Annotated in this window: 25 protein-coding genes; 3 read left to right on the plus strand and 22 right to left on the minus strand. The window is 55.6% G+C overall.

What is annotated here, in order from left to right; translation table 11 throughout:
* Nucleotides 1–434: 434 nt before the first annotated feature.
* From ABIB18_RS00690 to hinT, 7 genes are all read right to left on the minus strand, one after another.
* Nucleotides 435–1739 (minus strand): NAD(P)/FAD-dependent oxidoreductase, encoded by a 1305-nt coding sequence (locus ABIB18_RS00690; protein ID WP_354473482.1) that lies wholly within the window; start codon nucleotides 1737–1739, stop codon nucleotides 435–437.
* Between the two features lie 211 nt (nucleotides 1740–1950).
* Nucleotides 1951–2493: an alpha/beta hydrolase YcfP gene (gene ycfP, locus ABIB18_RS00695; RefSeq protein ID WP_069728172.1), complete on the minus strand. Its 543-nt coding sequence runs from the start codon at nucleotides 2491–2493 to the stop codon at nucleotides 1951–1953.
* Between the two features lie 40 nt (nucleotides 2494–2533).
* Nucleotides 2534–3574, minus strand: a complete 1041-nt coding sequence (nagZ, locus tag ABIB18_RS00700; RefSeq protein WP_031377256.1) for a beta-N-acetylhexosaminidase — start codon at nucleotides 3572–3574, stop codon at nucleotides 2534–2536.
* Between the two features lie 39 nt (nucleotides 3575–3613).
* Complete coding sequence (gene thiK / locus ABIB18_RS00705; RefSeq protein WP_502922706.1) at nucleotides 3614–4396, minus strand: thiamine kinase; 783 nt, start codon at nucleotides 4394–4396, stop codon at nucleotides 3614–3616.
* 16 nt (nucleotides 4397–4412) lie between these two features.
* On the minus strand, nucleotides 4413–5009 hold the full coding sequence (lpoB, locus tag ABIB18_RS00710) for a penicillin-binding protein activator LpoB (RefSeq protein WP_046288392.1): 597 nt from the start codon (nucleotides 5007–5009) through the stop codon (nucleotides 4413–4415).
* Nucleotides 5010–5020: 11 nt separating this feature from the next.
* A complete protein-coding gene (locus tag ABIB18_RS00715) occupies nucleotides 5021–5389 on the minus strand; it encodes a YcfL family putative periplasmic lipoprotein (RefSeq protein WP_031377254.1) in 369 nt (122 codons plus the stop codon).
* 20 nt (nucleotides 5390–5409) lie between these two features.
* Nucleotides 5410–5760 carry a purine nucleoside phosphoramidase gene (gene hinT / locus ABIB18_RS00720; RefSeq protein WP_031377253.1) on the minus strand — a complete coding sequence of 117 codons (351 nt, stop codon included), beginning with the start codon at nucleotides 5758–5760 and terminating at the stop codon, nucleotides 5410–5412.
* Nucleotides 5761–6123: 363 nt separating this feature from the next.
* On the opposite strand from hinT, the gene ABIB18_RS00725 reads away from it, so the two are divergent.
* Entirely contained in the window at nucleotides 6124–7713 is a 1590-nt protein-coding gene (locus tag ABIB18_RS00725) for an MFS transporter (protein ID WP_031377252.1), read from the plus strand.
* Between the two features lie 12 nt (nucleotides 7714–7725).
* Nucleotides 7726–8865 carry a beta-galactosidase BglB gene (gene bglB / locus ABIB18_RS00730; protein WP_069728169.1) on the plus strand — a complete coding sequence of 380 codons (1140 nt, stop codon included), beginning with the start codon at nucleotides 7726–7728 and terminating at the stop codon, nucleotides 8863–8865.
* Between the two features lie 55 nt (nucleotides 8866–8920).
* Here the strand turns inward: bglB and ptsG are convergent, their stop codons facing one another.
* The 14 genes from ptsG to yceD form a co-directional block, all read right to left on the minus strand.
* A complete protein-coding gene (gene ptsG, locus ABIB18_RS00735) occupies nucleotides 8921–10354 on the minus strand; it encodes a PTS glucose transporter subunit IIBC (protein WP_031377250.1) in 1434 nt (477 codons plus the stop codon).
* Nucleotides 10355–10646: 292 nt separating this feature from the next.
* Complete coding sequence (locus ABIB18_RS00740) at nucleotides 10647–11438, minus strand: metal-dependent hydrolase (protein ID WP_354473484.1); 792 nt, start codon at nucleotides 11436–11438, stop codon at nucleotides 10647–10649.
* Nucleotides 11439–11455: 17 nt separating this feature from the next.
* Complete coding sequence (gene holB / locus ABIB18_RS00745; RefSeq protein WP_046288393.1) at nucleotides 11456–12445, minus strand: DNA polymerase III subunit delta'; 990 nt, start codon at nucleotides 12443–12445, stop codon at nucleotides 11456–11458.
* A complete protein-coding gene (gene tmk, locus ABIB18_RS00750) occupies nucleotides 12445–13077 on the minus strand; it encodes a dTMP kinase (RefSeq protein ID WP_031376574.1) in 633 nt (210 codons plus the stop codon). The genes holB and tmk overlap by 1 nt, the downstream gene beginning before the upstream one ends.
* The gene (gene mltG, locus ABIB18_RS00755) at nucleotides 13067–14086 is read right to left on the minus strand and encodes an endolytic transglycosylase MltG (protein ID WP_031376573.1); all 1020 of its coding nucleotides are present in this window, start codon (nucleotides 14084–14086) and stop codon (nucleotides 13067–13069) included. Before mltG ends, tmk begins: the two co-directional genes overlap by 11 nt.
* The gene (gene pabC, locus ABIB18_RS00760; RefSeq protein WP_354473486.1) at nucleotides 14083–14898 is read right to left on the minus strand and encodes an aminodeoxychorismate lyase; all 816 of its coding nucleotides are present in this window, start codon (nucleotides 14896–14898) and stop codon (nucleotides 14083–14085) included. The genes mltG and pabC overlap by 4 nt, the downstream gene beginning before the upstream one ends.
* A gap of 106 nt (nucleotides 14899–15004) precedes the next feature.
* Complete coding sequence (gene fabF / locus ABIB18_RS00765; protein ID WP_031376572.1) at nucleotides 15005–16246, minus strand: beta-ketoacyl-ACP synthase II; 1242 nt, start codon at nucleotides 16244–16246, stop codon at nucleotides 15005–15007.
* A gap of 85 nt (nucleotides 16247–16331) precedes the next feature.
* Nucleotides 16332–16568, minus strand: a complete 237-nt coding sequence (acpP, locus tag ABIB18_RS00770) for an acyl carrier protein (RefSeq protein WP_003849865.1) — start codon at nucleotides 16566–16568, stop codon at nucleotides 16332–16334.
* 154 nt (nucleotides 16569–16722) lie between these two features.
* Nucleotides 16723–17457, minus strand: a complete 735-nt coding sequence (gene fabG / locus ABIB18_RS00775) for a 3-oxoacyl-ACP reductase FabG (protein ID WP_031376571.1) — start codon at nucleotides 17455–17457, stop codon at nucleotides 16723–16725.
* A 10-nt stretch (nucleotides 17458–17467) separates the two neighbouring features.
* Nucleotides 17468–18400 (minus strand): ACP S-malonyltransferase, encoded by a 933-nt coding sequence (gene fabD, locus ABIB18_RS00780; RefSeq protein WP_354473488.1) that lies wholly within the window; start codon nucleotides 18398–18400, stop codon nucleotides 17468–17470.
* 16 nt (nucleotides 18401–18416) lie between these two features.
* On the minus strand, nucleotides 18417–19370 hold the full coding sequence (locus tag ABIB18_RS00785; RefSeq protein WP_354473489.1) for a beta-ketoacyl-ACP synthase III: 954 nt from the start codon (nucleotides 19368–19370) through the stop codon (nucleotides 18417–18419).
* A complete protein-coding gene (plsX, locus tag ABIB18_RS00790) occupies nucleotides 19371–20411 on the minus strand; it encodes a phosphate acyltransferase PlsX (RefSeq protein WP_069728168.1) in 1041 nt (346 codons plus the stop codon). It abuts the gene before it with no gap.
* Between the two features lie 25 nt (nucleotides 20412–20436).
* Nucleotides 20437–20607: a 50S ribosomal protein L32 gene (gene rpmF / locus ABIB18_RS00795; RefSeq protein WP_003849870.1), complete on the minus strand. Its 171-nt coding sequence runs from the start codon at nucleotides 20605–20607 to the stop codon at nucleotides 20437–20439.
* Nucleotides 20608–20621: 14 nt separating this feature from the next.
* Nucleotides 20622–21143, minus strand: coding sequence for a 23S rRNA accumulation protein YceD (yceD, locus tag ABIB18_RS00800; protein WP_354473490.1), 522 nt, complete (start codon nucleotides 21141–21143; stop codon nucleotides 20622–20624).
* 140 nt (nucleotides 21144–21283) lie between these two features.
* Between yceD and ABIB18_RS00805 the strand changes: the two genes are divergently transcribed.
* Nucleotides 21284–21871 carry a Maf family protein gene (locus tag ABIB18_RS00805; RefSeq protein ID WP_069728166.1) on the plus strand — a complete coding sequence of 196 codons (588 nt, stop codon included), beginning with the start codon at nucleotides 21284–21286 and terminating at the stop codon, nucleotides 21869–21871.
* A gap of 11 nt (nucleotides 21872–21882) precedes the next feature.
* Here the strand turns inward: ABIB18_RS00805 and rluC are convergent, their stop codons facing one another.
* Complete coding sequence (gene rluC, locus ABIB18_RS00810; RefSeq protein WP_089561045.1) at nucleotides 21883–22839, minus strand: 23S rRNA pseudouridine(955/2504/2580) synthase RluC; 957 nt, start codon at nucleotides 22837–22839, stop codon at nucleotides 21883–21885.
* Nucleotides 22840–23260 lie beyond the last annotated feature (421 nt).

Raw genomic sequence — 23260 nt, forward strand, 5'->3', positions numbered from 1 at the left:
GCAACGAAATTACCCGATGTGGCGGGATGGAAAGCGCAGGATCAGCAGGATTGGCGCTGTTCCAGCGGGTCTGACAGCGCGCGGTTTATCCGAATTACCAGCTCCCTCATCGTGTCAACGACGTTCAGCGTCTGAATACAGAGACCCCGTGCCACAAAGGTGGCACCACATCCTGCGTCTGGTGTGTCATACCGCGGTTGACTATCTTGTTTTTTTTACCGTTCAGGCGTTGCCGTTCACAGCCAACCCCTCAAAAGATCTCTTAGCGAGTGTTGACCGCGAACTGTCCGCCAGTGCTGAGTTATCCTGCTGCTACGTATCACAATGCCCGGCACTGTACCGAATGAGTGTCAGCCCACGGCAAAAAAAAGCCCCTGATGTGGGGGCTTGATAGAAGGCAACAGACAGCGATTTGAATCACCGGCGTCCGGAGATCAGTGCAGTTTTAACCGCGGGCGGATCACCCGGTTGATACTGCCAACCAGCATCATCAGGCCGGTCTTAAAATAACCGTGCAGGGCTATCTGGTGCATACGATACAGCGAGATGTAAACAAAACGCGCAATACGTCCTTCGACCATCATCGATCCGCGCATCAGGTTCCCCATCAGGCTGCCTACGGTACTGAAGCGTGACAGCGAGACCAGCGATCCGTGATCTTTATAGACGTAGGCTTTCAGCGGCTTGCCCTGACGTTGCGCCAGAATGTTTTCCATGGCGCGTGACGCCATCTGGTGCGCAGACTGGGCTCGCGGTGGCACGAACCCGCCGCCTGGCAAGGCGCAGGAGGCGCAGTCACCAATCGCATAGATGTCATCATCCAGCGTGGTTTGCAGCGTCTCATTGACCACCAGCTGATTGATGCGGTTGGTTTCCAGCCCGCCAATCTCCTTCAGGAAGTCTGGTGCCTTGATGCCGGCGGCCCAGACCATTAAATCGGCCTCAATAAACTCACCGCTTTTGGTATTCAGGCCGTGACGTTCAGCGCTGGTGACCATGGTCTGCGTCAACACCCGCACGCCCAGCTTGGTCAGTTCCTGATGTGCGGCAGCCGAAATGCGTGGCGGCAGTGCAGGCAGAATGCGCTCACCCGCCTCGACCAGCGTGACGTTCAGCGCTTCACGGCCCAGGCCCTTGAAGCCATAGCTGTGCAGCTGTTTTACCGCATTGTGCAGTTCCGCCGATAGCTCAACGCCGGTCGCGCCACCGCCGACAATCGCGATGTTAACCTTCTCGACCTTGCCTTCGCTGGCCGAGAATTTCAGAAACAGGTTAAGCATCTCATTGTGGAAACGACGGGCCTGATGTGGGTTGTCGAGGAAAATACAGTGATCTTTGACGCCCGGCGTACCGAAGTCATTGGAGGTACTGCCCAGCGCCATCACCAGCTGGTCGTAGGCCACTTCACGTTGTGGCACCAGCACGTCACCGTTCGCATCCAGCACTTCTGCCAGCTGGATCACTTTGCGCGTGCGGTCAATATCGGTCAGCGATCCCAGCTGAAACTCAAACCCGTGATTACGCGCATGCGCAAGGTAGCTTAACGCGTCAATGCCTTCATCCATTGAGCCAGTCGCCACTTCATGCAGCAACGGTTTCCACAGGTGGCTGTGGTTACGGTCGACCAGAATGATTTCGGCTTTCTTTTTACGGCCGAGTTTATGACCCAGCTGCGTCGCCATTTCCAGGCCGCCAGCGCCCCCTCCAACGATAACAATTTTCTTAACAGATGTAGTCAACAAAGACCCCCTCAAATTGTGAACCAAAAGTTAATCAATGGTTAAAATAAACCTTAATAAACATAGGGTTGGCGAAGTTAAAATCGCAATCTGATGGCAGAATAACATGACGGGAAGAGGAGAACATAAGAAAATTGATATACATCAAAGCAGGCAGATGAAACTCAGATAATTACGCAGTGAAAACAGGCACCTTGCGGTGCCTTATCGCTTAACTCAATGTTTTAAAAGCTTTTATCCGCTGAAGATGTGGGGATATATTTTTGAATTTATGCCCTTCGTCCTCATCCCAGACAATTTCATAGTAGGGACGCAGTTGATCGGCGATACGCTGACTGTCGAGCGCCTCATCCTGCCGGGAGAGAAAGGTCAGGCAGCGCTCGCGGTTACGTTCGCGAAAATCACTGACGCACTTAGTGGCGATATCCTGATACTCCTCAGGACGATCGATCTTCCCTTCCATATTTTCATACGGATAGAGATTAGGATTAAAAATCGCCTGGCGGATACCACACAGAAAACCGATGCGCTCTGACCAGTAGCCACCCAGACCGACACCGCAAATCAGCGGCCGGTCGTCGTCGCACAGGCTCAGCATTTTATCGGTCTCTTTCAGCAGAAACTGCATGTCATGTTTAGGATGACGGGTGCTGTAACTGATTAACCTGACATCGGGATCGATGAACTGCAGCTGCAGCACCTTTTCGTGATTGCCCGGACTCGTGGAATCAAAACCGTGCAGATAGATGATCATGATAATCCTCAAGGTAAAGATGGCGCCGGGCAGTCACTGCTTACCGCGACGCTTTATAAGCCAGCCAGCGTTCCTGAAGCGCACTCAGTTGCTGTGCATTGCTTTTCCAGCGACTGCTTGCCTGCAGGCTGTCGCGGGTAAAAGTGCCCCGATGATACAACTGTGTCACCCGCTCTGCCCCGATCAAGGTCAGGTTATCTAACACACTGATCGCACCCTGACGATGATTGCAGACCAGAATCATGTCACATCCGGCGGAAAGCGATTGCTGCGCCCGCTCCGGATAGCTTCCCATCACCGCCGCGCCCTCCATTGACAGATCGTCGGAGAAGATCACCCCATCAAAGCCCAGCTGCTGACGTAACACCGTTTTGAGCCAGTAAGGCGACCCGCTGGCGGGCAACGGGTCGATCTCGCTGTAGATCACGTGCGCCGGCATAATCGCATCCAGCACCTGCTCACTAATCAATGTGCTGAAGATCGACATGTCATGCTCACGCAGCGTCGCTTCATCACGCGGATCGCGTGGCGTCTCTTTATGCGAATCGGCACTTACTGCACCGTGACCGGGAAAATGTTTACCGGTGGTTTTCATGCCGGCTTCCTGCATTCCGGCGATAAAGCGACGGGCAACCGCCAGCGCAATTGCCGGATCGGCATGAAACGCCCGATCGCCGATCGCCGCGCTGATGTGGCCAATGTCGAGTACCGGCGCGAAGCTGATGTCGATATCCATGGCGATCATCTCGGCCGCCATCTGCCACCCCGCCTGCTGTGCCAGTTCCCCGGCGCTGGTGAGATCGTGTAACGCGGCAAAAGATTGCATCGCGGGTAACTGGGTAAAGCCGTCACGGAAACGCTGTACCCGTCCGCCTTCCTGATCGACCGCCACCACCAGCCGGGTGTGCGATGCCGCGCGGATTTGCCGCACCAACTCCGCCAGCTGCGCCGGATCGTGATAATTACGGGCAAACAGGATTAATCCGCCCACCAGCGGATGCTGCAAAATCTCGCGTTCTTCGCCGTCCAGCTCGTAGCCTTCAACGTCGAGCATCAATGGGCCGGGTAAATGTGATGTCATAACCTCAATCCTGTAGCTTTGCGTCACAGCGCAAAACGATTAAATCTGTTCCCAGCTCTGTCGAGCCATCTGTTGCAAAGTTTCATCGCCACTTTGCTCGGCGCGCAGTTGATACCAGCTGGCCATCAATAGCCGCAGCCATGGCTGCCAGCGTGCCACCTGCCGCTGTAGCGTGCTTAACGGCAGCCGTGCTGCCTCAGCATACTCACTCAGCCAGTCAGCCTGATGATGCGGATCGGCCGCGCACACCGCCGCCAGTTCCAGCGCCACATCGCCATCTGCCGCATACTCCCAGTCGATTAAACGCAGCCCCTGCTCACCATCAATCAGGTTGCCAGCGTGGACATCCATATGTAGCGGTGCCAGCCTCAGCGGCTGGGGTTCGCCGTGGCGGGTTAATGCCTGCAGCGCACGCAGCCAGCGGGAATGGCGCTGCTGACACTGCTGCCAGTAGTGCCACAACAGCGGTTGCAGTAACAGGCGATAACCGGTCAGCGGCTGCTGATGTAACTGCAGCAGCAGCGCGATAATTGCCGGACGCTGCTGGCTGAACGCCGCGCTATCCAGCGCCTCGCCAGTCGACCACGCCAGCAGCACGCCATGACGATCGCCCGCGATCGGTCGCACCGCTCCACCAGCCGGCTGCAGTTTGCGTAACAGACGAAACTCACGCTGCCGATCGACAAACGGAATGGCGGGCTGTGGCGCAGGCCGCGCGATAAAGATGCCGCGCGGCGTGACAATTTTCTGGCTCTGACCGGTCAGGCCAGCCAGCGGTGTGACCGACAGAGAATCGGTCTCACCCATCACCTGCTGAATAATCCGCTGGAAGGCCGGATTAATTCTGTGCAACGCCGTTGCCGGACCAGATGATCTCGCCAGTCTGTACCAGCATCAGCTGCATCTGCAGCGTTGGCGTTTTCACATCGCCCTGCGCATTGCTGTAAAGCACATACTGCGCGTTAACGTTGCGCGCCAGGCCGATCGCTTTACTGCGCGAATTGAGACTGTCATCGGGCGATAAGCCCAGCGTCTGCTTGGCCTGATTCAGTTGATCAGTCGACACCAGCGTGAACTTACCGTTGTTGTTGAGCGCATTCTGGATCGCATCCGTGGCTTTCTCACTTTGCAGTGCGCCGTTGGTGCTGTTTTTGATGCGATCCACCAGCAGTACGCTGCCCGGCTCGGCGCTGGCGGCACGCAGCATTTGCGCCACTAAAGGCTGCACGCTGGCATCCCAGTTAATGGTTTTCAGCTTCGGCGGCTGCGGGATAGGCTGCGGCTGCGGCACCGGTTCAGGTTGCGGGACCGGCTGTACCGGCGGCTCAGTCGGCTGCGTCGGTTCGACCGGCGCAGGTTGCTGCTGTTTCACCACACAACCGCTCAAAATGAGCGCCATCAGTAGCGCTCCAGTACGATTAACACTGCGTATCACGTAAACAATCCTTAAAGATAGAGATAAAGGCGAACCTTGCTGGCAGTCAGGTTACCCAGTTGCGACATCACGACAATGCTGCCCTGCGCCGGAACGCTGACGGTTTGTGCCGGTTCCTGCGGGGTAATTTCCAGCCCTTTGTCGTCGTACCAGTAGTAACGATAGTGCACAATCACCGGCGTTTCGCGCTGATTATAGAGCACGCTGGCGGCACGCATCTGGCCATCCTTCTCATCCAGCGTCGGTTCATCGGTAATAATGCCCGCCGATAAGACGGATGACTCCATCACCAGTGACTGCGAGGTATTGATCATCGGTTTATCGCTGCTGCAGCCGGTCAGGCTGAGCAGGAACGGCAGGCCAATCAGCCAGGATCGCATAGCACGTTTCCGTTAGAGGTTCAGTTTGACAGCATCGGGCCCAGCGGTTCGCCGCCCAGCAGATGCATATGAATGTGGTAAACCTCCTGACCGCCGTGTTTGTTGCAGTTGACAATCAAACGGTAGCCATCCTGATCGATGCCTTCCTGACGGGCAATTTTGGCGGCGATGGTAAACATGCGGCCCAGCGCATGTTCATGTGCAGCCTCCACCTCATTGACCGTCGGGATCAGCACATTCGGTACGATCAAAATGTGGGTCGGCGCTTTCGGCGAGATATCGCGAAAGGCGGTGACCAGTTCATCCTGATAAACCACATCAGCGGGGATTTCGCGACGGATAATTTTACTAAAAATGGTTTCTTCAGCCATGGTGCAATTCCTTTAGCCAGGGTCGTAATCAATCAGTATGCGGGAGAAATTTGTTTTCTTTCAACCTCAGGTCCACTTTTCTTGCATTGTTCGTCTCTCTTTACAGCAACCTCTGCTGCCTGCGCTTCCGCTCACCTTTACAGGTCGATATTGATGCGCGCCACCGCACAAAAATGAAACGCCGTTTTATAAATTAGATTTTAGCCGCCCTTTTCTTTGTATCATTGCCACATCATCCCGGACCCTTGCCAGATTACGAAGGTTAACCCGGCGTCGCAGTTCTACTTTGCTATTCAGTCCGGCTGAGATGCCCGGCGTCGTCATGAGGGATTTACCGACATTCACCATCAAGGAGCACGCACCATGCGCTCACGTAAGATTGGTCTTGGCCATTATCTGGCCTACGGGTCCGGGGATTTTCTTGGAGCAGGCACCACGGCGCTGACTGCCGCCTGGCTGCTCTATTTCTATACCACTTTTTGTGGGTTGACCCCGATTGAGGCGACCCTGATTTTTGCTGCCGCCCGGGTACTAGATGCGGTCGTCAGTCCGCTGATGGGCTTCCTGACCGATAACTTTGGTTCGACCTGGCTGGGCAAACGCTTTGGCCGCCGCCGCTTTTTTATCCTGCTGGGCATACCCTGTGTCTTTAGTTACAGCCTGATGTGGATCAGCGACATGAGTTTCTGGTGGTATCTCTGCACCTATCTGCTGTTCGATATTATCTACACCATGATTCTGGTGCCTTATGAAACGCTGGTCCCTGAGATGACCGACGATTTCCGGCAGAAAACCCGCTTCTCTGGCGCACGCATCGGCCTGGCTCAGCTTTCGGCGATCCTGGCGGCTTTTTTACCCGGCATCCTGCTGGGGGCGCTTGGCAAAGACAACCCGCACTCCTTCTTTTATGCCAGCCTGGTGTTCTCGATCATCTGCGCCCTGGTGCTGACGCTGGTGTGGTTCTTTACCTGGGAACGTCATCCGGATGATTTCTCCGCCGAGTCACGCCGGGCAGAACAGGAAAAACAGCAGCTGACGCTGCTGCAAAATCTTAAACGGCTCTATGTTGAGCTCTCCTCGACCTTACGCGTTCGTATCTTCCGTCAGCATCTGGGCATGTATCTCGGCGGCTATATCGCTCAGGACGTGTTTAACGCGGTCTTCACCTGGTACGTGGTGTTTGTCCTGATGCAGAGCGCCCAGATTGCCTCAAACCTGATGGGCACCATGGCGGTTCTACAGTTTATCGCGGTGATGGGGATGATTCCGCTTTGTATCCGCATGGGACCGGCTCCCGCCTATCGCCTGGTGGCGGTGCTGTTCGGGCTGGCGGCGCTCTCGTATGCCGGGCTGTGGTATGCCGGGATGAACGATAACCTCGCGCTGCTGTTACTGATCTCCGCAGTAGCGGGTCTGGGCCGTGGCGGCATCAACTACGTCCCCTGGAACACCTATACCTATATCGCCGATGTCGATGAGGTGATCACCGGTCAGCGTCGTGAAGGCATTTTTGCTGGCATCATGACCTTAACCCGCAAAGCTTCGCAGGCCGGAGCGGTAATGCTGGTAGGTATTGTGCTGCAGCTCTCTGGTTTCGTCTCGGGTCAGGCGACCCAGGTACCGGGCGTCAGTCATACCATTCTGGCAATCCTCAGCCTTGGCACCGTGGCGGTACTCACCTGCGGTTTCCTGGTTTCACTGCGCTTCAAGCTGAATCTGCAGACGCATACCGTGCTGCGTGAAGAGACCCTGAAGATGCGCGAAGCGGGACGCATTGTGCCGGAAAAAATCACGCCTGAAGCGCGACAGATCGTCGAAACGCTGGCCGGCATGCCCTATGAAAACCTGTGGGGCAACAATAACATTGGCTTCCTCAATCGCATGAAGCCCGCCGCGCCACCGTTACCCACGCATCGCCCTTTACTCTCATCTATCAACCCGACCTTAAAATGACAGGAATAAACCATGACTGTATTTCCCGTTAAACACAGCGCGCTATTGTGCCAACCTGAACATCTGCTGCCACGCAGCGAACTGGTCCAGCTGATCCACAAGCTGACACAAAATCTGGTCAACATCACCGACGAAACCGGCGAATTTTTGCTGCGGCTGGACGATGGCCGGGTGATCGATACTAAAGGCTGGGCGGGTTGGGAATGGACACACGGCATCGGCCTGTATGGCATGCTGCACTACTATCAGCAGACCGGTGATCGGCAGACGCTGGCGATCATTGATGACTGGTTCGCCCAGCGTCTGGCGGAGGGAACGCCCACCAAAAACGTGAATACCGTTTGCCCTTTTCTGACGCTGGCTTACCGCTATGAGGAGACCGGCAATGCCGCATGGCTGCCGGTGCTGGAGCGCTGGGCAGAATGGGTGATGTATGAAATGCCGCGCACGGAACAGGGCGGGCTGCAACACATTGTCTATAACAATGAAAACACCCAGCAGCTTTGGGACGACACCCTGATGATGAGCGTGATGGCGCTGGCGAAAATTGGTCAGTTACTGAAGCGTGACGAGTGGGTTGAGGAAGCGAGCTACCAGTTCCTGCTGCATACCCAGTATCTGATGGATCGTGAAACCGGGCTGTGGTTCCACGGCTGGAACTTTGACGGTCGGCATAATTTCGCCAATGCTCGCTGGGCACGCGGCAACAGCTGGCTGACCATCGTTATTCCCGATTTTCTGGAGATGATGAACTGGCCTGAGCATCATGCTACCCGCCGCTTTCTGCAGCAGGTGCTGGCGTCGCAGGTGAAGGCGTTGCAGGCGTGCCAGCACAGCAGCGGACTGTGGCATACCCTGCTCGATGACCCGCAGAGCTATCCGGAAGCCTCGGCTACCGCAGGATTCGCCTATGGCATTCTGAAAGCGGTGCGCAAGCGTTACCTGCCGGCGGAATATCGTGAGATGGCGGAAAAGGCGCTGCGCGGCGTGATTGCCAACATCGATGCCGACGGTGAGCTGAAGCAGGTGTCGTTTGGCACGGCGATGGGCAGCGATCTGGACTATTACCGCACCATTCCACTGACCTCAATGCCGTACGGCCAGGCGATGGCGCTGCTGTGCCTGACCGAGTATCTGCGCGTCTATCTGTAAATCACGCGCATAAAAAAAGCCCCGCTGGGCGGGGCTTTTTATCATTCCGCTGGCATTACATGCTGCGGATATAATCATCCATATCGGTTTTCAGGTTATCGGATTTGGTACCGAAAATCGCCTGAACACCTGAACCTGCCACTACCACGCCACGTGCGCCGAGGTTTTTCAGTTCAGTCTGATCCACCTTCGCGACGTCAGCCACGCTGACACGTAAACGGGTGATACAGGCATCAAGGTTGGTGATGTTCTCTTTACCACCAAACGCCGCCACCAGTTTGCCCGCCATTTCAGTGCCGGTCGCAGTGGACTGCTCGCTGCTGGTCTCTTCACGGCCTGGTGTTTTCAGGTCCAGTTTAGCGATCAGCACGCGGAAGATGGTGTAGTAAACCAGACCGTAGATGATACCGATAATCGGGAACAGCCAGATTTTACTGCTGTTACCGCTCAGCACGATAAAGTCGATCAGACCGTGCGAGAAGCTGGTACCGTCACGCATTCCGAGCAGAATACAGATTGGGAAAGCCAGACCGGCCAGCAGCGCATGGATTACGTACAGGATCGGCGCAACGAACATGAATGAGAATTCAATCGGTTCGGTGATACCGGTCAGGAACGCAGTCAGCGCAGCGGAGATCATGATACCGCCCACTTTGGCGCGATTTTCAGGCTTCGCTGAATGCCAGATAGCAATCGCTGCCGCTGGCAGACCGTACATTTTGAACAGGAAGCCACCGGAGAGTTTGCCCGCGGTCGGGTCACCCGCCATATAACGCGGGATATCACCATGGAACACCTGACCTGCCGCATTGGTGTATTCACCGATCTGCATCTGGAAAGGAACGTTCCAGATGTGATGCAGGCCAAACGGCACCAGCGAACGTTCTACCACACCGTAGATACCAAAGGCGACAACCGGGTTCTGATAGGCGGCCCACTGTGAGAACTCCTGAATCGCGGAACCTATCGGTGGCCAGATAAAGGAGAGCAGTACGCCGAGAATGATGGCTGCCAGACCGGAGATAATCGGTACGAAACGCTTACCGGCAAAGAAGCCGAGATATTCCGGCAGCTTGATGCGGTAAAAGCGATTGAACATATACGCGGCAATCGAGCCGGCGATAATACCGCCCAGTACCCCGGTATCCGCCAGGTGTTTCGCCTCAATTTCTGCCGCTGGCAGATGCAGCACCAGCGGAGCCACCACCGCCATGGTTTTCACCATGATGCCGTAAGCGACTACCGCGGCCAGTGCTGATACACCGTCGTTATTGGTAAAGCCCAACGCCACACCGATGGCAAAAATCAGCGGCATATTGGCGAACACCGATCCGCCCGCTTCTGCCATCACATGCGAAACCACTGCAGGCAACCAGCTGAAATTGGCCGAACCGACACCTAACAAAATCCCGGCAATCGGCAGAACCGATACCGGTAGCATGAGCGATTTACCGACCTTTTGCAGGTTGGCAAAAGCATTTTTGAACATAGCGTGAAGCTCCTGAGTATGAGTGCATTTTTTCGCGCATTGCGCGTGGCAAAGAGGGAGGATTCTTTACCGGGTTGGCGGTGACCGCCTTTTGATTTATTACGAAGGGTAAAATAAATCGTTATTTGTTACTTTGACGGTTATCACGTTTCGACAATCGCAAGCGTGCACTTTACGAAATTTCTTACTGACCCGCACGAATAATCAGCAATAAAAAGCTGGCCTTGTTGGAAAAACAAGGCCATATGTGCAGATTACAGATTAATTACAGAGTATGAAATAAACGAGCGACTCAGGCACCCAGCCGGCTCATTGGGATGTGGAACAGCGCCGAGAAATTGCGGGTCGTGGTGGCGGCTAGCGTGTCAATATCCACGCCTTTCAGCACCGCCAGATAATCGGCGACATCGCGGGTGTAGGCGGGCTGATTCTCTTTGCCGCGATAAGGAACCGGGGCCAGATAAGGTGAATCGGTTTCAACCAGCATCCGATCCAGCGGAACGTAACGCGCCGCTTCACGCAGCTGCTCCGCATTACGGAAGGTGACGATGCCGGAGAACGAAATATAGAATCCCATATCCAGCAGTTTAGCCGCGGTAGGCTGATCCTCGGTGAAGCAGTGCAGCACGCCGCCGCAGCGCTCAACCTGTTCCTCACGTAAAATTGCCAGCGTGTCTTCCCGCGCATCACGGGTATGCACAATGATCGGTTTGTTCAGGGCGATGCCGGTACGGATGTGCTCACGGAAGGAAGCCTGCTGCTGCGCTTTGGTCTCCTGCTGATAGTAATAATCGAGCCCGGTTTCCCCCAGCGCCACCACCTGTGAATCGGCAGCCAGACGGCGAAACTCCTCTACGTCATACGCCTCCTCCTGATTCAGCGGATGAACACCGCAGGAGAGCGCGATTTCGGGGCGGTTACCAACCAGCGCTTTCAGGGTATGAAAACCGGGCAGCGTGGTGGCAATGGCCAGCATAAATTTCACATCACGCGCAGCCGCTTTGGCGATCACATCATCCAAGTCGCGATGGTTTTTCTCATAGTCCAGGCCATCAAGGTGGCAATGGGAATCAACAATAAACATAGTTACTCTCAGAAGGTTTAGCCGATCAGCGCAGGCTTCATATTATCAGCCCAGCTCAGGAGCTGATCGGTCAGCAATAATTCGCGGTTAACCGCCGCCACGTGCAGCAACTGCTCGCGACAGCGCATCCAGCCCTGCGCACTGCTGTTCAGCGCAGTCGGGGTAAAGTGTTCTGCCAGCAGCGTCACCACGTCCTGACGATCGACGTTACTCAACCACTGTCCTGCATTCTGCTGCCATTTCATCGCATCCAGCAGCAGCGAGAGCAGCCAGCCAATGCGCACCGCCGCGTCGTCGCCATTGAGCACCGGCAGCAGTTGCAGAATGTCCTGCTGCAGTGCCGCGGGCAGCGCATCGCACAATTTCTGTCGCGCCTGCCACGGGCCTGCCGCCAGCAGATTGAGCGCCGCTTCCGGCGCGCCAGCGCTGAGTCGCAACGCGGCGACCAGCATCGCTTCATCCTGCGACGTCTGTTTCTTCAGCCAGTTCAGGCTGAGTCCTTCCTCCGGCGGTGAAAGATGCAGCGTCATGCATCGGCTGCGCAAGGTCGCCAGCAGGCGCGACGGGTCACGGCTACTGAGGAAAAACCAGCTATTGGCCGGCGGTTCTTCCAGCGTTTTCAGCAGGGCGTTGGCCGCAGCTTCAGAGAGCTGAGCCGCATCAGGCAGCCAGACAATTTTGGCACCGCCCTGCTGACCGAAATGATACATTTTCTCGGTCACCTGACGAACCGCATCAATGCCGAGGGTATTTTTACCTTTCTCTGCTTCCAGCCGGTACCAGTCCGGATGGGTATTGGCCTGCATCAGCTGGCAACCGTGGCATTGCCCGCAGCTTTTCAGGCCATCGGGCTGCTGGCACATCAGCCAGCGGCTGATTCCCCACACCAGCGCATCATCGCCCATTCCGGCCATCGCCTGAATCAGCAGCGCGTGATGACTCCGGCCCTGCTGATGCTGCGTGATCAGCTGGCGATAGGGCTGGTTGAGCCACGGGAACCAGTTCATCACGCCTGCTCCGCCAGCCAGCCCTTCAGGGTGGACTGAAGTGACGCCGTCACTTGTTGCAGCGACTGGGTGGCATCAATTGTCAGAATAGTGGGATCGTCTGCCGCCAGCGCCAGATAACGGTCGCGGGTGCGCTCAAAAAAGCGCAGCGACTCCAGCTCAATGCGATCCAGCGCGCCACGGGCACGGGCGCGTTGCAGGCCGATGTCTGGCGTTACGTCGAGATAGAGCGTCAAATCGGGGCGAAAATCGCCCAGTACTGCATCGCGCAGGGTACGCATCAGTTCACTGTCGAGTCCGCGTCCGCCGCCCTGATAAGCCTGTGAAGAGAGATCGTGCCGATCGCCAATCACCCAGGCCCCGCGAGCCAGCGCCGGTTTGATCACCGTTTCGACCAGCTGCACGCGCGCCGCGTAGAGCATCAGCAGTTCCGCTTTATCGGTCACCTGTTCACCTTCAATGCCCTGCTTGACCAGCAGCCGCAACTGCTCCGCCAGCGGCGTTCCACCAGGCTCGCGGGTGAAGACGATATCTTCAATCCCGCGTTCGCGCAGCGTGGCGACAATCGCATCGCGCGCCGTGGTTTTACCGGCGCCTTCCAGGCCCTCAATGACGATAAACTTACTGTTCATTTTTTTCCTTCAGCGTTTGCCGGTAAACCTGCACCGCCCGGTTATGGCTGGCAAGATTGGTGGTAAAGGTGTGTCCGCCCTTTCCATCCGCCACAAAATAGAGATAGTTGCTCTTTTCCGGATGAGCCGCCGCCTGCAGCGACGCTTTGCCCGGCATGGCAATCGGGCCTGGCGGCAGACCATTAATGATATAGGTATTGTAATCGGTTGCCGTCTCCAGATCTTTACGCGTCAGGGTACCGTTATAAGCCGGGCCCATGCCGTAAATCACCGTCGGGTCGGTTTGCAGTCGCATGCCGGTTCGCAGTCGATTAATAAACACCGAGGCGACACGGGCGCGCTCTTCACTGACGGCAGTCTCTTTTTCAATGATCGAGGCCATGGTCACCAGATCCTGCGGCGTTTTATACGGCAGATTATCCGCCCTTTCCTGCCAGACCTGATCGATGGTTTTCTTCATCCGCTCATGGGCGCGCTGCAGGATCGCCAGATCGCTGGTATTAGCGGTATAGAGATAGGTATCCGGGAAGAAGTTGCCTTCCAGCTGCTGCGGATCAACCTTCAGCTCGCTGGCCAGCGTCGCAAACTGGTCATCTTTCAGCGTATGCCGGATATAGGGCGCTTTGCGCAGCTCGCTCAGCCACTCCGTCAGGCGCTGACCTTCGACCAGGCGCAACGGAAACTGTGCCTCTTTGCCGCTGGCCAGCAGCTGCAGCAGCGAACGCACCGTCATGGTCGGTTCGAGGCGGTAGGTCCCGGCTTTGAAAGTCGCCAGTTCGGGTTCTACCTTCAGTAACGCGCCAAACCAGATGCTGTGCGGAATGATGTTCTGACTTTCTAACTGCGCTTCAAGCGCCACCCGGCCAGTACCGGCGGGCAGCGTGTAGATCGTTTCCTGGTGCAGGGTTAACGGGGTGGACGCGAACTGTTTTATCTGCCAGTAACTTAAGGCAGCCGCGACACCCACTATCGCCACAATGCTGGCGAGAATTTTTTTACTTCGGCTCATGATGCATCCATTATCTTTTTACAGCTTGCGTGCAACTGATTAAACAGCGTGCGTTGAGTAAAGTTCACCGCCTCCAGCTGTCGTACCGGTAAAACCGGCATCAGGGCGTTACATATCACGATTTCATCGGCAGCCAGCAACGCGTCAGGTTCACACTGAACAACCCGGCAAGCCTGCCCTGCAGCGGCGAGCTGTGCCATGAGACTGCGTCGCATAATGCCATCGACGCCCGCCCAGCGCAGGTCAGGGGTAAAAATCTCCGGGCCCTGGCGCCAGAATAAATTGGCCGCACAGCATTCCACCACCCAACCTTCAGTGTCAAGCACCAGCGCTTCGTCGGCGTCTGTCTGGTCAAGATGAGCCCGGATCATCACCTGTTCCAGCCGGTTGAGATGCTTCAGACCGGCAAACTGCGGATTGCGCGCCAGCCGAATCGGGCTGAGAGCCAGCGACGCGCCGCGCTGCTGTAAGTCAGCATAATGTTGCGGCCACGCTGCCAGCGAGACGATACGCGTCGGCTCACCTCCCCCTTTCCGGCTGTAACCGCGTCCGCCGCTGCCGGCGCTGAGTATTACTTTCAGCACAGCCTGCCTCTGATCCCGGGCTGCCTGACGCATTTCATTTTCCAGCTGCAGCCAGTCGATGCCGTTGATTAACAGCCGCTCACAGCCCTCTCTGAGACGCTGAATGTGGCGTTCCAGTAACAGGATCTTGCCCTGCTGCACCGCCGCGGTGGTAAAGCAGCCATCCCCGAACTGCAGTCCGCGATCGCTGGCCGCCAGAGTTGATTGTTCGATGCCGTTAATCCACATGGTTATCTCCGGTTGGGCAGCGATCGGCTGCGCCGATGCTGACTGTTTTGAATTATCAGGATAAAAAAAGGCCCGCATCGCGGGCCTTTTTAGCAATCAACTGCGATTACACTTTACGGAAAATCAATGATCCGTTGGTGCCACCGAAGCCGAAGGAGTTACACAAGGTGTACTCCAGTCCGGAAACCTGACGCGCGGTATGCGGTACGAAATCGAGATCGCAGCCTTCATCCGGGTTGTCGAGGTTAATGGTCGGCGGTACCGCCTGGTCACGCAGAGCCAGAATCGAGTAGATCGATTCAACGGCACCCGCAGCACCCAGCAAATGCCCGGTCATCGATTTGGTTGAGCTCACCATTACCGTACTGGCTGCTGCCCCGAATACCGATTTCACTGCACGTGTTTCCGCTTTGTCACCGGCTGGCGTCGAGGTGCCGTGCGCGTTGACATAGCCGATTTGCTCTGGCGTAAGCTGAGCATCACGCAGCGCATTGATCATCGCTGCTGCTGCGCCCGAGCCATCTTCCGGCGGAGAGGTCATGTGGTAAGCATCGCTGCTCATACCAAAGCCGACAATTTCCGCATAGATTTTCGCGCCGCGCTGCTTAGCATGTTCGTACTCTTCGAGTACTACAATACCGGCACCGTCACCCAGCACAAAACCGTCACGATCTTTATCCCATGGGCGGCTTGCTGCCTGTGGGTTGTCGTTACGGGTGGAGAGTGCACGTGCTGCGCCAAATCCGCCAACGCCTAATGGCGTACTGGCTTTTTCAGCACCGCCTGCCAGCATCACGTCAGCATCGTTATAGGCGATGATACGTGCGGCGTGGCCGATATTGTGCACGCCAGAGGTACAGGCAGTCGCAATAGAGATGCTCGGACCTTTCAGGCCGTACATGATAGTGAGATGACCCGCTACCATGTTTACGATAGTCGAAGGCACAAAGAACGGGCTGATTTTACGCGGGCCACCGTTTACCAGTGAAGTATGATTGTCTTCAATCAGACCTAAACCACCGATGCCGGAACCAATCGCTGCGCCCATACGACCTGCATTTTCTTCGGTCACAACCAGACCGCTATCCTGCATAGCCTGCATGCCGGCAACAATGCCGTATTGGATGAAGTCATCCATCTTGCGCTGATCTTTGCGCGAGATGTAGTCATCACAATTAAAACCTCTTACCAGACCTGCAAAACGGGTTGCATAGGCACTGGTATCAAAATGGTCGATCAGGTTAATGCCGCTCTGACCGGCAAGGAGAGCACTCCAGGTAGACTCTACGGTATTGCCGACAGGAGACAACATGCCAAGACCGGTCACAACTACACGACGCTTAGACACGTTCGTCCTCCAGGGAGGGGAAATAGGGAACTATGTGGGACAAACATAAAAATCAGGCGGTCGAGCGACCGCCTGAAGATATTCATTAGCCTTTGTGGCTATTGATGTAGTCGATCGCTGCCTGAACGGTAGTGATTTTCTCAGCTTCTTCGTCTGGAATTTCAGTATCAAACTCTTCTTCCAGAGCCATTACCAGCTCAACGGTATCAAGAGAATCGGCACCCAGGTCTTCTACGAAAGATGCAGAGTTGGTCACTTCTTCCTCTTTCACACCCAGCTGCTCACTGATGATTTTCTTAACGCGTTGTTCGATATCGCTCATACTATTTAATTTCCTATCAAAACTCGCTTACGCGATGGTTTTCGTAGTGTATAAAATGGTGAAAAAGATGCAACAAAATCCCGGCTGGTCGAACCACGATTTTACGCTATTTTGCGGTTTTAGCCGCAAATAATGCAAATGTTTTCGTGATTTATCAGACCATGTACATGCCGCCATTGACGTGCAGCGTTTCACCTGTGATGTAGGCTGCTTCGTCAGAGGCTAAGAATGCCACAGCATTGGCGATTTCTTGCGCTTCGCCTAAGCGACCCGCAGGTACTTCCGCCAAAATACCAGAACGTTGATCTTCGTTCAGTGCCCGCGTCATGTCTGTCTCAATAAAACCTGGAGCCACGACGTTGACGGTAATGCCACGTGACGCGATTTCGCGCGCCAGTGATTTGCTAAAGCCAATTAAACCCGCTTTTGCTGCCGCGTAGTTTGCCTGGCCCGCGTTACCCATGGTTCCAACAACGGAACCGATGGTGATGATACGGCCCACGCGCTTTTTCATCATGGCACGCAATACCGCCTTAGAAAGGCGGAAGACAGAAGTGAGGTTGGTATCGAGGATATCCTGCCACTCATCGTCCTTCATGCGCATGAGGAGATTATCACGCGTAATGCCTGCATTATTGACTAAAATATCCACTTCGCCAAATTCTGCGCGAATATTCTCTAAAACACTGTCGATCGATGCAGCGTCAGTCACGTTCAGTAACAGGCCTTTACCCTTGTCGCCAAGGTAAGCACTGATGGCGTCAGCGCCATTCTGGCTGGTCGCGGTACCTACAACTTTAGCGCCTTTTGCCGCCAGCGTCTCCGCAATCGCACGACCAATGCCGCGACTCGCGCCGGTTACCAGCGCAACTTTACCTTCAAAGCTCATGATTTTCCTCTTATTCCTTTCCGAGTGCAGCCGTCAGTGATGCACTATCGTTGACGGCAGCCGCTGTCAGGCTATCCACAATGCGTTTGGTCAGACCGGTCAGCACTTTGCCTGGACCGATCTCCAGCAGTTGGGTCACACCCTGTGCCGCCATCGCTTCCACGCTTTCGGTCCAGCGAACCGGACTGTAGAGCTGGCGCACCAGCGCATGGCGAATCGCGCCAGCGTCAGTTTCGGCTTTGACATCGACGTTATTGATCACCGGCACCGCAGGCGTATTGAAGGTGATGGACTCCAGCGCCACGGCCAGTTTGTCCGCCGCTGGCTTCATCAGCGCGCAGTGAGACGGCACGCTGACCGGTAACGGCAGCGCACGCTTAGCTCCGGCAGCCTTACAGGCTGCGCCGGCACGCTCTACCGCTTCTTTGTTACCCGCGATGACCACCTGGCCTGGCGAGTTAAAGTTAACCGGCGAGACGACCTGACCTTGCGCACTCTCTTCACAGGCTTTGCGGATTGATGCGTCATCCAGGCCAATAATCGCCTGCATTGCGCCAGTACCTTCCGGCACGGCTTCCTGCATCAGTTTGCCACGCAGCTCAACCAGCTTGATCGCATCGGCAAAATCCAGCACGCCAGCACATACCAGCGCGGAATATTCACCCAGGCTGTGACCGGCCATCATTGACGGCTGCTCACCGCCCTGCTGCTGCCAGACACGGTAAATAGCGACCGAGGCGGCTAACAGCGCTGGCTGGGTCTGCCACGTTTTGTTCAACTCTTCAGCCGGCCCCTGGCTGACTAACTGCCATAAGTCATATCCCAGTACCGCAGAGGCTTCACGGAAAGTCTCTTCCACCTGCGGATAGGTAGCGGCTAAATCAGCCAGCATACCGACCGTCTGTGAACCCTGGCCTGGGAAAACAAAAGCAAATTGCGTCATCTTACGTTCCTGTCAATCAAAAGCGAACCAGTACAGAACCCCAGGTGAATCCACCACCAAAGGCTTCCAGCAAAATAAGGTGTCCGGGTTTGATGCGGCCATCACGGACCGCTTCATCCAGTGCGCTTGGCACCGATGCGGCAGAGGTATTGCCGTGGCGATCAAGGGTAACCACCACTTTATCCATGGTCATACCCAGTTTCTTCGCCGTCGCGCTGATAATGCGCAGGTTGGCCTGATGCGGTACCAGCCAGTCCAGCATTTCGCGGTCGAGATTATTGGCCTGCAGCGTCTCATCAACGATGTGCGCCAGCTCGGTGACCGCAACTTTGAAGACTTCGTTGCCAGCCATGGTGACGTAGGCGGGTTGGTCCTGATGCGCGCGATCCTGATAAGGCAGGGTCAGCAACTGGGCGTAGCGGCCATCGGCGTGCAGGTGGGTCGAAATAATCCCCTGCTCTTCACTCTGGCCAAGTACTACCGCGCCGGCGCCATCGCCGAACAGAATAATGGTGCCGCGATCTTCCGGGTCCAGCGCACGTGCCAGCACGTCAGCACCAATCACCAGCGCATGCTTAACCGCGCCATTTTTGATGTACTGATCGGCCACGCTCAGGGCGTAAGTAAAGCCCGCACAGGCGGCAGCAAGGTCAAACGCCGCGCAGTCTTTGATCTCCAGCATTTGCTGGATCATGCAGGCGGAGCTGGGGAAGGCATGGCTGGAAGAGGTTGTGGCGACAATAATCAGCCCAACATCGTTCGCCTCAATGCCGGCCATTTCGAGGGCGCGTTGAGCCGCGCTGAATCCCATGGTGGCGACCGTTTCATCAGGCGCAGCAATACGGCGCTCACGGATGCCGGTGCGGGTGACAATCCACTCGTCCGACGTCTCCACCATTTTTTCCAGATCGGCATTGGTGCGAACCTGGCTAGGCAAATAACTGCCCGTACCGATAATTTTGGTATACATCTAGGCTTTGTCACTCCTGGCTAATACAGCATCAAGGCGCGCAGCAATTCGTTCGGGAACCTGCTGCCGCACCGCCTGCTCTGCCTGTTCTATCGCCACGGTGAAAGCATGTTGACTTGCTGCACCGTGACTTTTGATCACTGTCCCGCGCAATCCTAACAGACAAGCGCCATTGTACTGGTCAGGGTTGAGATGCCCGAAACGCTTCGCCAGTCGTTTCTGGATCCAGCGTCCCAGCAATCTCAGCCACCATGACCGTTTTTTGCCTTCCCCCGACGACTTCAGCAGGGAAAGGAACATTCTTACCACGCCTTCCATGGTCTTCAGCGTGACATTACCGACAAACCCGTCACAGACCATCACATCCGTTTTACCGGTGAGTAGCTCATTACCTTCAAGGTAACCAATATAGTTGATCTGCGGTGATTCTCGCAGGATTACCGCTGCGTCGCGAATGGTTTCCAGCCCTTTGGTCTCTTCATGACCAATATTGAGCAGCGCGACACGCGGCCGGGCAATGCCGAGCACATGTTCCGCCATCACCGATCCCATCACCGCAAATTGCACCAGCATCGCACTGTCTGAGCCGACGTTAGCCCCCAGATCCAGCACCACGGTTTTACCCTGCTGCTGATGCGGTAAAACGGACATTAACGCCGGACGCTTAATGCCATCCAGCGGCTTTAATATCAGCGTGGCCAGTCCCATCAGGGCACCGGTATTGCCTGCGCTTACGCAGGCCTGCGCACGTCCCTCTTTGACCATCTCCAGCGCCACACGCATTGAGCTGCCGCGACTGTTTCGAATAGCCTGAGCGGGTCGCGCATCACTTGCAATAACCGATTCGGCAGGAATGACCTGCAAACGCCCCAGTAAGGAGGAATCCGCTTTGGCAAGCAATGGCGTGAGAATGTCGGGATTTCCGACCAGAAGAAGGAATAGCTGCGAATGAGAGGCCAGTGCCTGCAATGCTGCAGGCACTGTCACGCAAGGACCGAAGTCCCCGCCCATGGCATCAATAGCCAGGGTCAAACGTGTCAAGGTATCGCCTTGCTAAGCAAGAAACTTACTTAACGATAACCTTGCGACCGCGGTAGTAACCATCCGCAGTAATGTGGTGACGCAGATGAGTTTCGCCAGAAACTTTATCTACTGACAGAGCAGCAGTGGTCAGCGCATCGTGCGAACGACGCATACCACGCTTAGAACGGGTGGGTTTATTCTGTTGTACGGCCATGGACCTTACTCCTATTACTTACGCTTTAAACTGGCTAATACGGCAAATGGATTTGGTTTCTCCGCCTCTGCAGGCAGTTTGCCAAAGACCATGTCCGCCTCGGACACTTCACAGTGTTCAGAATCATGTACCGGAACGACCGGCAGCGCGAGAATGATTTCGTCCTCGACGACTGCCAGCAGATCGATCTCACCAAACTCGTTGACATCGATCGGCTCGTACGCTTCCGGCAATGCCTCGGCCTGCTCTTCAGAAGAGACAGGACTGAAGCAATAACTTACGTGTACGTGATGAGGAAAGGTCTGGTTGCAGCGCTGACAACGCAACGTCACTTGTACTTCAGCTGTACCCGTCAGTACCGCCAGACGTTGACTGTCAACCGCAAACGACACGGCACAATCCACATCACTGTCCACACTAACCACTGACTCGGCCACGCGCTCCACCTGTGCAGATGTGTAGACACCTTGATAATCAAGGCGTTTTTGAGCGGTGCGGACGGGGTCCAGTGTTAGGGGTAATTTTACCTTTTGCATAGGGCGCGCATATTAACTTTGTAATGTCATAGAGTCAAAGAAAAAGGCCGTTAAACAGCATCTTTCAACCACTATTCGCATCCAGTGCGGCGCACAGTTTAAAATGACTGTCACCAATTCGCTATCACTATTGAAAAAAAATGACCACATCGATTCTTTTAGCCTCAACCTCGCCCTTTCGCCAGGCATTATTGCAAAAGCTGGGCCTGCCCTTTATCACCGCCGCGCCCGAGGTGGATGAAGCCCCGTTGCCCGGCGAAACCGCGTCAGCGCTGGTGACACGCCTTGCGATAGCAAAAGCGCAGGCGCTGGCGCAGGCCTTTCCCGATCACTGGATCATCGGTTCCGATCAGGTCTGCGTGCTGGATGGGGTGATTACCGGTAAACCGCACAGCGTGGAGAACGCCCGGGCGCAGTTACGCGCCGCCAGCGGTAACCGCATCACCTTTTACACCGGCCTGGCGCTCTATCATCCTGCCAGTCAGCAACTGATGCACTGCTGCGAACCGTTTGTGGTGCATTTCCGTGAAATAACCGACGCGGAGATTGCAGCTTATATAGAGAAGGAACAGCCGCTGCACTGCGCCGGCAGTTTCAAAAGTGAGGGACTGGGGATTTGTCTGTTTGAGCGGCTGGAAGGACGGGATCCCAACACGCTGGTGGGACTGCCGCTGATCGCGCTGAACGGCATGTTACGGCAAGCCGGCATCAATCCGCTGTCGGACTGATGCCGGGATAATTATGCTTTCAGCTGGCGTAGCCTGATCAGACACTGCTTCAGGCCGTCATCCAGCGGCGCTTCCACCCGCATCACTTCGCCGGTGCCAGGATGGGTAAAGGTCAGCGCCGCGGCGTGCAGGAACAGCCGCTTTAAGCCGGTTGAGGCTAACTGGCTATCAAACTCACGTTCGCCGTAGCGATCGTCGAAGGCGATTGGATGACCCGCATGCAGGGTATGAACGCGAATCTGATGAGTACGACCGGTTACCGGGCTGGCTTTCACCAGCGTAGCAAAGGCAAAACGCTCCTCAACCTTAAAGCGGGTTTCAGAAGGCTTACCTTCACTACTGACGCGCACAATACGTTCGCCGCTCTGCAGAATATTCTTCAGTAACGGCGCCTGCACCACTTTCAGATGTGAAGGCCAGTTACCGCGCACCAGCGCCAGGTAATCTTTCTGCATCCCTTTTTCGCGCAGCTGTTCGTGCAGGGAACGCAGCGCTGAGCGCTTCTTCGCCACCAGTAAAATGCCGGAGGTATCACGATCCAGTCGATGCACCAGCTCCAGGAAGCGGGCTTCGGGCCGCAACGCACGTAATCCTTCGATCACCCCGAAGCTCAGCCCGCTGCCGCCGTGTACCGCGGTGCCTGACGGCTTATTCATCACCAGCAGGGATTCATCTTCATACAGGATGGCGTCAGCCAGCGAGGCGACTTTGGCCAGCTTCGGCGACACCGCATCTTCATCACGCTCCGCCACCCGCACCGGCGGAATACGGACCTCATCGCCCGCCTCCAGCTTATACTCCGGCTTGACGCGCTTTTTATTCACCCGCACCTCGCCTTTACGTACGATGCGATAAATCATGCTTTTTGGCACACCTTTCAGTTGGGTGCGCAAAAAGTTATCAATTCGTTGTCCGGCATTTTCAGCCGTGATGGCGACAAGTTGTACGCCCGGATTCTCTGTTTTCATGGCGGCGATTCTAAATAGTGTCCCCTGATAGCGCCACCCCTTTTTCTGTGCTTAACTCTGGGGTTAGTGTCGCGATAAGCGCTTCGGCTGCTGGCTTTTTCAGCAACCGGATGTTTTCCCCGACACCGTATAGCGTTAAATGTAAAGAAACTTCACAAGCTGGCTAAAGTCGCCTTGCTATATGAAGGTTAGCAATGGAATAATGCTTAAGTTTCTTACCTGAAGGGTTTCAGGGCAGAAAAAGAGCGAAATTGTCATTTTGCCGGATCGAGCAGACACGCAGCAATGGCGTAAGACGTAATGCGAAATCAGGCACTTAGCGGGCTGCGGGTTGCGGCCTGGACAGCAGTATGGAGTGCACGGGTTTTTTATTTGTCTCAGGCATTTCCACTATCTGGTGCTGTTTTCCCTTATGAAAAAC

The organism is Pantoea sp. UYEF8, assembly GCF_040546285.1.
In the GTDB taxonomy this organism is placed as follows: domain Bacteria; phylum Pseudomonadota; class Gammaproteobacteria; order Enterobacterales; family Enterobacteriaceae; genus Pantoea; species Pantoea brenneri.